Here is a 9,177-nt window from a genome sequence, read left to right as displayed (position 1 = left end):
TTCTTTTATTGCCTGAAAATCAGCTTTTGAAAAGAAGGATCCAGCGATTACCAGCACTTTGTATCTGGTAGGTTTGTCCTCCTTTTATAGTAGTAACCTGTGTATTAGTTGTAATCTCCAGAAGGTTGTCACTCCCCTGGAAAATGAGGTTTTTGGTCCCCGTTGCAGGCCAGCCTACCAGGATTATTATCCTGCCTTTGTTATCGGCAGCTTTGGGAATAATGAGTCCGGTAACCTGATTATTGATTCTAAGTGTGCCCACTTCATCTCCAATTGGATAATCGCCGGTAACGGCTTCCGTAGAAATATAATTTACCGCTCCCGGATGCTTCCAGCTTACTTTACCAACTCTATCTGTTACTAAAACCTGATTTTCCAAACCTCGGCTATCAGGAAAAACATACTCCACATCTGGGGTTATTCCAATTCCTAGCCTGCCTGCAAAGTAACCCGCAAATACGTTGGAGTTACTGTCGCCATAGGCCACGCTGTAAATCCCGTAGATATTTCCCACTCCCTGCACACTTCCGATTTCATTGTAAATCCCAAAATTATTACTTCTTGCGCCAAAAGTGCGGCCCACCCGGTTAAATATCCCGTAAATGTCATTTGTGCCTGTATTTTGGTAAGTTTCATTGAAAATGCCATAGTGAATGCCCGTCCCAGCCCCTCCAACATTAGATTTTATGCCATATTTTGTACCGTTGGTGGCACTGCGGTTATCATTTACAATCCCATAGGTGGTAAGATTATCTGTGGCAGAATTGGCGTTATCCACTTCTAAAGTTTTCTTCAGGCTTAAATCCTTTCCTGCCGGAATGGCGATTTGAAGCCTGGAAGAAATCTGGTCTGTTCCTATTCCTATATTGCCTTCCCGGTATGCCGCATCTGTAACATTATTAGGGCTTAAACTTGTTCCAGGTTTATAGAAGTTTGAAGCAGCAGAATTGGCTGCCATTGCTTTCCAGCTGCTATCCAAAGCAGACCAGTAATAGAAACCTGAGGTGAAATTTGGTTGATCTTTGGACAAAAAAACCAGCATTCCGTTTTGCTCCGATCCAGGATTGGCTGAAGGAAACTTTTCGACGCGCGGAATAAGAATACCGTCTATTTCGGCAGGATTAAGCTTATCTGTAGCCACTATATCCAGCTGCGCTTTTGGAGCTGTAGTTCCTATTCCCACCTGGCTGTTCATTAGAAAAGGAACAAGAAATAAAATAAATGTAATTGATCTCATAAGTGATTGTTTGGTATAATTCAATCACTTTAGTGAGCTTATGTTTTTAGGTATATTGAATATAGGTTATTAATTGATACTAATAACACTGACCTTAAAATTTTAAGCCTCGTCCTTTATTTTTTCCTGTAGCATTTTTATTTCGTCCCTCAACCTGGCAGCTTCCATAAAATCCAGTTCTTTTGCCGCGGCTTCCATAGCTTTTCTTTTTTCCCGTATCGCCTTTTCTAACTGACCTTTGCTGAAATATTCCACCTCTTCTTCTGCAGCTTTTAAGGTTTGCGGGCGTTCATAATCATACACATCCAGTTTCTGTTTTACAAGCGCACTGTCCAGTTTTTTAACCAGTGGGGTAGGAGTGATGTTGTTTTCTTGGTTGTAGGTAATTTGCTTCTGGCGGCGATATTCGGTTTCGTCTATCGTCTTTTGCATGCTGTCGGTAATTTTATCAGCATATAAAATTGCCTTGCCATCAACATGCCTCGCAGCCCTACCAATGGTTTGGGTAAGAGAACGGTTACTTCTCAGGAAGCCTTCCTTATCGGCATCGATAATCGCTACCAGGGAAACTTCAGGTAAATCCAGGCCTTCCCTTAAGAGGTTCACTCCAATCAGCACATCAAATAAGCCTTTTCTAAGGTCCTGCATAATTTCCACCCGTTCCAGAGTATCCACATCAGAATGGATGTACCTGCACCTGATGTCGATTCGGGTGAGGTATTTTGTAAGTTCTTCCGCCATCCTCTTGGTTAGGGTGGTAACCAGGATACGTTCGTCTTTTTCAATTCTTATCTGGATTTCTTCAATTAAATCATCAATCTGATTTTGGCTGGGGCGCACTTCTATGATAGGATCGAGCAAACCGGTAGGCCTTATCACCTGTTCCACATATATTCCTTCACTATTCTGAAGTTCATAATCTGCAGGGGTCGCACTTACGTAGATCACCTGGTTTTGAAGGGCCTCAAATTCTTCAAATTTCAACGGACGGTTATCCATTGCTGCGGGCAAACGAAAACCATAATCCACCAGGGTTTCTTTCCGGGAGCGGTCTCCTCCGTACATAGCATGTACCTGCGGAATGGTAACGTGGCTTTCATCCACCACCATAAGGTAATCGTCAGGAAAATAATCCAGCAGGCAGAACGGACGTGTACCGGGTTGCCTGCCATCAAGGTATCGGGAGTAATTTTCAATTCCGGAGCAATAGCCTAATTCCCGGATCATCTCCAGGTCAAAATTTGTCCTTTCATCAAGGCGCTTCGCTTCGAGATGTTTGCCAATATCCCTGAAATAATCCACCTGTTTTACAAGGTCATCCTGGATTTGCCTAATCGCCCCCTGGAGTACATCGGGAGATGTTACAAACATGTTGGCGGGATAAATATTCAGGCGGTCGTATTTTTCAATAATATCATTGGTGCCGGGGTCAAAAGCTTCAATTTCTTCAATTTCATCTCCAAAAAAGTGAATTCTGAAGGCATTATCAGCATAACTTGGGAAAATATCCACAGTGTCGCCTTTTATCCTGAAATTTCCGTGGGTGAATTCCGCTTCTGTCCTGGAATAAAGGCTTTGTACCAGTTTATGCAGGAGCTTTGTCCGTGAAATATTCATGTCCCTCTCTATGGAAACTACATTTTTACGGAATTCCACCGGGTTACCAATACCATAAAGGCAGGAAACCGAAGCCACCACCAATACATCACGGCGCCCACTAAGCAGTGAAGAAGTGGTGCTCAGCCTGAGTTTCTCGATTTCTTCGTTTATGGATAAATCTTTTTCAATATAAGTCCCGGAAGTGGGGATAAAAGCTTCCGGCTGATAATAATCGTAGTAGCTCACAAAATATTCCACGGCATTATTAGGGAAAAAATGTTTAAATTCAGAATACAATTGCGCCGCCAGGGTTTTGTTATGTGCCAGCACTAAAGTTGGTTTCTGCACTTCCTGGATCACATTTGCCACGGAAAAAGTTTTTCCGGAGCCGGTTACACCCAGTAAAGTCTGGTAGCGGTCGTTTCTTTGGATTCCGTTTACCAGTTGATTAATTGCCTGCGGCTGATCACCGGTGGGTTTGTAATCTGATTCTATTTTAAATTTCATGAGTTTCTTTTTCTAAGCCTCACAAAAATAAGCAATTCCTATGCCTATTTAAACTACAGAAGATCAGTTTGACCTTTTCAGGCTAAAATGGCCTTTAATTTCTTTTCCGCTGGTGAAACTAATAGAGAACCAGTAATCGTCAGAGGGCATAGGCTGGCCATTAAATATGCCGTTCCAACCTGCCCCTTCAGGATCTAATTGCTTCAGCAGCTGGCCGTACCGGTCAAAAATATAAATATTCCTGATGTCGTATTCAGGATCATCAAGATCAAAAGGTTTCCACTCATCGTTGTAACCGTCGTTGTTGGGAGTGAAAAAAGAAGGATAACCAAAAACGCTGAATTGCTGCTCTTTGGCTACACAACCATCTTCACTCTGGACAAAAACGGTGTGGGTTCCACCGGGAACATTTCTAAAAACAGGCGTGCTTTGAAAAGAGCCATTTTCGTCATCCAGGGCATATAGTAATCCGGCATTTTCAAGATCGGTATTGACTGTTACCACGCTGGTAGCGCCATTGTTATTAACTTCAATATTGGTAATTTCCGGCGCCACTCTTTCTTCAATAGAAAATTCCACTGTTCTGCCGCAGCCAACCTGCTTATTTGTTATTGTAAGCGTATAAATTCCAGCCTGGCTGGCCATAATGGTATTTGAAGTTTCTCCTGTGTTCCACTGGAAATTGTAATTGCCCGGGTCAGGTAAAATTATATCAGCTCCTAATTCTACAGGAAATTCTGAATTGCAAACCTGAAGAAAATTTTGTGGCGGAAGATCGGGAAATTCCACCACCTGCAGTTCCAGAGTGCCAAAGCCATAACACACTCCCTGGGCATTTGCCCGAATGTTCAATGTACCCGCATCTGATATGTAGGTTTCAGGAAGAGGGTCTTCTCCTAGAATGGCATCATTTTCACTGGTGTGAAAGCTTAACTCCACGTTCTGAGGTAAGCCAAGATCATTTCTAATGTTGTTTTCTATGGAAGCGAGGTCAAATTCGGCTTCTCCATTTTCAATTTCACAGCCCACTGCCACGCCACCCGCTATGGGCGTTCCCGGGCTGGTTTCGAGCCTTACTCTTGTGATGCCTGCACATTCGGAATCATAGCCGGTAACTTTAGCAATAAGAACCTGGTTGGGGTTGGTATTACGGTAAATATCAGACAAACCGTTTTGATTAAGATTATCGTAATTTGCACTTTGGAGATCTTCATAAAAAAGCACCCTAAGGTTATTATTGCTGCCGGTAATATAATCCCGGGCCAACTGGAGGTTGAATTCCGCCAGGCCGTCATTAGGGTTATTATCCAGTACATCACACTGGGTGATCGTGTATTCATCAACATTTTTATCTACTCCAATAATGGTAATTTCCTTGCATACGGGGTCCTGCGGGATATTGTTGTTGAATTTTGTCAGCGTGACGGTAAAAGTGCCGGGAGCCGAATAAATGTGAGTGGGACTTTCAGCAGAAGAAAAAGTGCCGTCACCAAAATCCCATTCCACACTGTCGTAATCCCTGGCTCCATCAATGCTGAATTCCGTGATATCTCCCAGGCAAAAATTTTCAGCATCAAAGCTATTGTTGAACAGGGACTGAACAAACGGCGGAAGCCCAAGCTTTACGTTATTTGGCGAAACATCTATGGAATTATGATCATAATCTACATTGGTCGCAGCATTTTCAGGATTATTTATAACAGAAAGAAAATTATGGCTCAAAAAGCCTCCACCATCTGTAGGATAGCCTGCGCGGTAAATTTTACCGTCAATCGCCAGTTGGAGCGCCCCTGCAACATTTCTGGATGCGTGTACAATTGCTTCGGAATTTGCAATATCAGGGCTTTCAAGGTCATACTGAAGCAGCTGGCTTCTTTGCAGGACATCATCTTCCCCATATACATTTATCGTGGCGTAAAGCCTGGAAGAGGAAGGGGAGAATTCTACACCATACGGGTAGGTTCTATCCTTTAGCAGTGTTTCATTACTGACTTTTCCGGTAAGATCGTCAAAGTCGTAAAGAAAAATTTTACCGTTCTTTTTGCTGCCATTCTGAGCTCCGGGATTTTGAAGGGAAGTAGCGGCATAAGCGGCAGCAATTTTTGTTCCGTCCGGAGAGATCTTCAGGTAACCCGCTGCCGCCACATTCATATCTTCTTCAGTCAAAATTGGCGGGAAGTTATTCGAGATAACAGAAACCACAGGCGTACTGTTAACACCGGCAGGAGTTACCTTAAAAGCGAAAAATTTGTTCATAAACTGGGTTACCACCCAATAAGACATACAGTCCCCTCCAATTACTGCGGAAATCTTTTCTGAACTTTTAAATTCATTTTCAATGGGATCAGACGGATTATAAGTGATTAGGTGGATATTCTTTTTATTCTGAAGAACAGCGCCACGCCATCTGTTTAAGGACATATCCACTTCAGAATAATTAACACCTTCTATAGGGTCCTGTGGCGTAAGATAATAGTCTGGTTTATCTATGGTGAAGATAAAATAATGCCCCGGATTGCGCGGCCTGGGAACCACTATGGCAGATTGCGTACTGGATACATCCCCCTTTAAATTATCACCATTGCGCATCACGTTGTGGTTGCGGTCGTAAACGGTGGAGCCATCGGTATAAAATAATAAATTTCCGTTTTTATCAGCAATGGAGGCAGAGCCTTCAACCGTTTGCAGCCTGCCGTTGTTCAATGCCACGGGGGCGCCTGTATTAAAAGAAAGGCCGGCATGATCGCCAAAATACCATACAGCAGCTTCTTCCTGGGCATTTGTTTTCTGCTGGAAGACAAAGAGTAAAAGGGTAATAAATAAAAATTTGGTTTTCATATCCTGGGGAATAGCCACCAAGATATTACAAATCCCGCTTTTGTAGTAACCTATAGGAGAGAAATACAAAAATGGCGGTCCAGATAATCACTATAAGAAGCTGGTACCAGTGGATGCCATAATCTTTCTCAAAGGCAGAACCAATCTGGCTGGCGGCGGTTTGTACCGCATTAAGCCTACTGAATGGTTCTTTTATAAGGTTTGCCATACTTTCCAGCGGAAAAAACCTGACAATCTGATCGGCGGTATCACTGTCGCGGAAAATTTTCCATTTTAAAACGCCATATGCGATACTTTCCAGGATCCACCAGATAAAAAGAAAACCAAGGGCAAAAGCAGATCGTTTAACCAAAATCCCCAGGAACATGCAAAAGGCAAAGAAAGCTGTTAGTTTTACAAAATATCCCACCAGGTATTCCATATCTGAAAAGATGATGGAAAACTCGGTATAATCTGAAAATGAAAGCCCCAGTAGCAGGGAAACTATAAACAGGAATAGTGTGGAAACTGCAGAAAATACAAGGACTGTCAGGAACTTGGAAAGTACAAATTCTTTTTTACTAAGCCCGTCAATAAGGTTTTGCTTTAACGTGCGGTTGCTGTATTCGTTAGACATCATGGAAACAATCACAATAGCCAGGAATAACTTCAGCATGGCGGCAATATAACTATTGAAATGCCAGATAAAAGGAAAATTGAAGATCCCCTGGTCTGCCACCCGAAAATTAATTTCCCCAATATTAAATTCAATGGAAGCGATTAGAGCTATAAATGTAATCAGGATAAAATAGGTAAGCGTAAGTACTTTTGCCGATCTGCTGTATCGTAGTTTATGAAATTCTATATTTAAGAGTCGTAACATCAGGCGTTATTTGTTTGGTTAGTTAATTGCAGGAACTGTTCTTCCAGGCTTTCTTTTCGTTTTACCAGATAGGATAAAAAGAGTCCTTTTTCAAACAAATATTTATTGATTTCTTCAGCATCTATGGGCTCTTGTAGAATTGCAGTCACACAATCTTCTTTGGTGGTAACCTTCCCAATGCCGGGATGCGTCTTAAGCAGTTCGCATAAGCGCGCAGTATCTTTGGCCTTCATTTCCAAAAATCCGTGGCTGGCATTTATACCGTCAACGGGGCCGGTATATAATTTCACACCTTTTCTAATGATGACCACGTGCGAACAAACTTTTTCCACTTCATCCAAAAGATGGGAGGCCAGTAAAATGGTGGTTCCCATGGCGGCAATTTTCCTGATGATTTCCCGAATCTGATGGATTCCCTGGGGATCTAGCCCATTGGTTGGTTCGTCTAAAATAAGGATTTCAGGATCATTAAGCAGGGCAGAGGCAATGGCCAGCCGTTGTTTCATTCCCAGCGAATAGGTCCTGAACTTGCTGTCTTTCCTGTCCTGCAATCCTACAATTTCCAGCTTTTCTTCGACCTTTGCACCAGGCACATCTTTTATTTTGCAGACGAGCTTCAGGTTTTGAGCCGCTGTCATGTAAGGGTAAAAGTTTGGATGTTCTATTATTGCCCCCACTTTTTTTAGGGCTTCGTGTGTGGATTCCTTTCCGTTAAACCATTGAAAATCCCCGCTGGTTTTATTCACAACATTCAGGACCATGCCAAGAGTTGTGGATTTTCCGCTCCCGTTTGGGCCCAGGATGCCGTAAACATTCCCTTTTTCTATGCTGAAGGACAAATTGTCTACCGCCGTAAGGGAACCGTATTTTTTGGTAAGATTGTTTATGCTGAGAATTGTTTCCAAAATCGAAGAAATGTTTTGAATATGACGAGTAAAGCGTATGTTTGTTACAATTTTAGCCTTAGAAACTGTATTTTTGGCTAAAACCGCTAGAAAATGCAGCAAAAATTAATGTCAAAAAAGAAGCCTTCCTTTCCTATAAATGAACGCTTCAACAGGTATTTGGCCAAGTATAACCGCAATACCATGATCCCGGTTTTTTATGAAGATTTGCTAAGATTTTCAGGTTCCATCGTGGTTTATGACCAGCATGATGAGGATACCTTTTGGGTGCGTTGCTATTATCCCGACCATGAAAGGACCGAAATTGATAACAGTTTAAAAAAAGTTTATACCATTTTACATTCCGACGGAAGTGATGATTCCCTGGAATTTTTGAATATAGACGCTATCGATTACTGTACCTTCGGAAATTCAAAGCCCTTCCGCGTAAAAGTGCGGAATATTCTGAATGATAGTTTTACCTATTTTTACGTAAAAAAAGCCGATGCTTCCAGGATCTACGGACTGGAATTTGAGCATTTGCTTTCCCCGCACCGAATAAACTTTTTGGTGTATAAGGACACTTTAATTGAAGAGCATATTGCGGGAATTCCCGGCGATGTTTTTATAGATGACCATCTTCCAACCTGTGATAACCGTGCCCAGACGCAAATAGCCAAGCAGTTTGTGAAATTTAATGAACGCTGCACTGTGAGGTTGCTGGGGGATATGCGCTCTTATAACTACGTGGTGATTCCCACGCATGATTTTGACCATGTGGAATACCAGATAAGGGCGATAGATTTTGACCAGCAATGTTATGAAGGAGATTTAAAGGTTTACCGGCCACAGTTTTTTAAAGAAAATTATAAAATGGTAAAACTGGTTTCAGATAAACTGCAGGAATCTTCTATTGAGCAATACCGTAAGGAAGAGAGGTCTTTGCTGGCAAAGAGGATTATCAACACCAAAAGCAGGTACAAGGAGTTGATAAGGTGTATGATTAACGATCATGTTTCTACGGGGGATAATGTAAAGAAATTGCGGCAGGACCTTTATAAATATACCACCGATATGAAGTTTAAACGTGCAAGTACCATGGGGCAAATTTTAAGAACTGCGCTGGATTTCGTGAAGCGAAATTATGAAGACGTGAATATGAAGCGGCTGTTAAGTTAGCAGCAGTGCAGCACTATGTTGAAAGAAGGAGAAAAAGAAAAGAGCAGAGAGGAGAGAGGAAAGAGAGAACT

6 protein-coding genes are annotated in these 9,177 nt (G+C 42.2%); 1 reads left to right on the top strand and 5 read right to left on the bottom strand.

The features are described 5' to 3' along the window. Window positions 1-19 precede the first annotated feature (19 nt). The 5 genes from RM553_RS18905 to RM553_RS18885 all read right to left on the bottom strand — a co-directional run bounded on the left by RM553_RS18905 (window position 20) and on the right by RM553_RS18885 (window position 7,948). Window positions 20-1,237, bottom strand: coding sequence for a phage tail-like protein (locus RM553_RS18905; protein WP_311536530.1), 1,218 nt, complete (start codon window positions 1,235-1,237; stop codon window positions 20-22). A 102-nt stretch (window positions 1,238-1,339) separates the two neighbouring features. Continuing rightward, on the bottom strand, window positions 1,340-3,343 hold the full coding sequence (gene uvrB, locus RM553_RS18900) for an excinuclease ABC subunit UvrB (RefSeq protein ID WP_311536529.1): 2,004 nt from the start codon (window positions 3,341-3,343) through the stop codon (window positions 1,340-1,342). A gap of 63 nt (window positions 3,344-3,406) precedes the next feature. Beyond that, the gene (locus tag RM553_RS18895; protein WP_311536528.1) at window positions 3,407-6,181 is read right to left on the bottom strand and encodes a T9SS type B sorting domain-containing protein; all 2,775 of its coding nucleotides are present in this window, start codon (window positions 6,179-6,181) and stop codon (window positions 3,407-3,409) included. 25 nt (window positions 6,182-6,206) lie between these two features. Continuing rightward, entirely contained in the window at window positions 6,207-7,043 is an 837-nt protein-coding gene (locus tag RM553_RS18890; RefSeq protein ID WP_311536527.1) for an ABC transporter permease, read from the bottom strand. Continuing rightward, complete coding sequence (locus RM553_RS18885) at window positions 7,043-7,948, bottom strand: ABC transporter ATP-binding protein (RefSeq protein WP_311536526.1); 906 nt, start codon at window positions 7,946-7,948, stop codon at window positions 7,043-7,045. The genes RM553_RS18890 and RM553_RS18885 overlap by 1 nt, the downstream gene beginning before the upstream one ends. Before the next feature lie 93 nt (window positions 7,949-8,041). On the opposite strand from RM553_RS18885, the gene RM553_RS18880 reads away from it, so the two are divergent. Beyond that, window positions 8,042-9,106, top strand: a complete 1,065-nt coding sequence (locus RM553_RS18880) for a hypothetical protein (protein ID WP_311536525.1) — start codon at window positions 8,042-8,044, stop codon at window positions 9,104-9,106. Window positions 9,107-9,177 lie beyond the last annotated feature (71 nt).

The sequence above is a fragment of the Autumnicola tepida genome (assembly GCF_031846485.1).
Classification (GTDB): Bacteria; Bacteroidota; Bacteroidia; order Flavobacteriales; family Flavobacteriaceae; genus Autumnicola; species Autumnicola tepida.
This window is presented reverse-complemented; position numbering and strand designations above follow the sequence as displayed.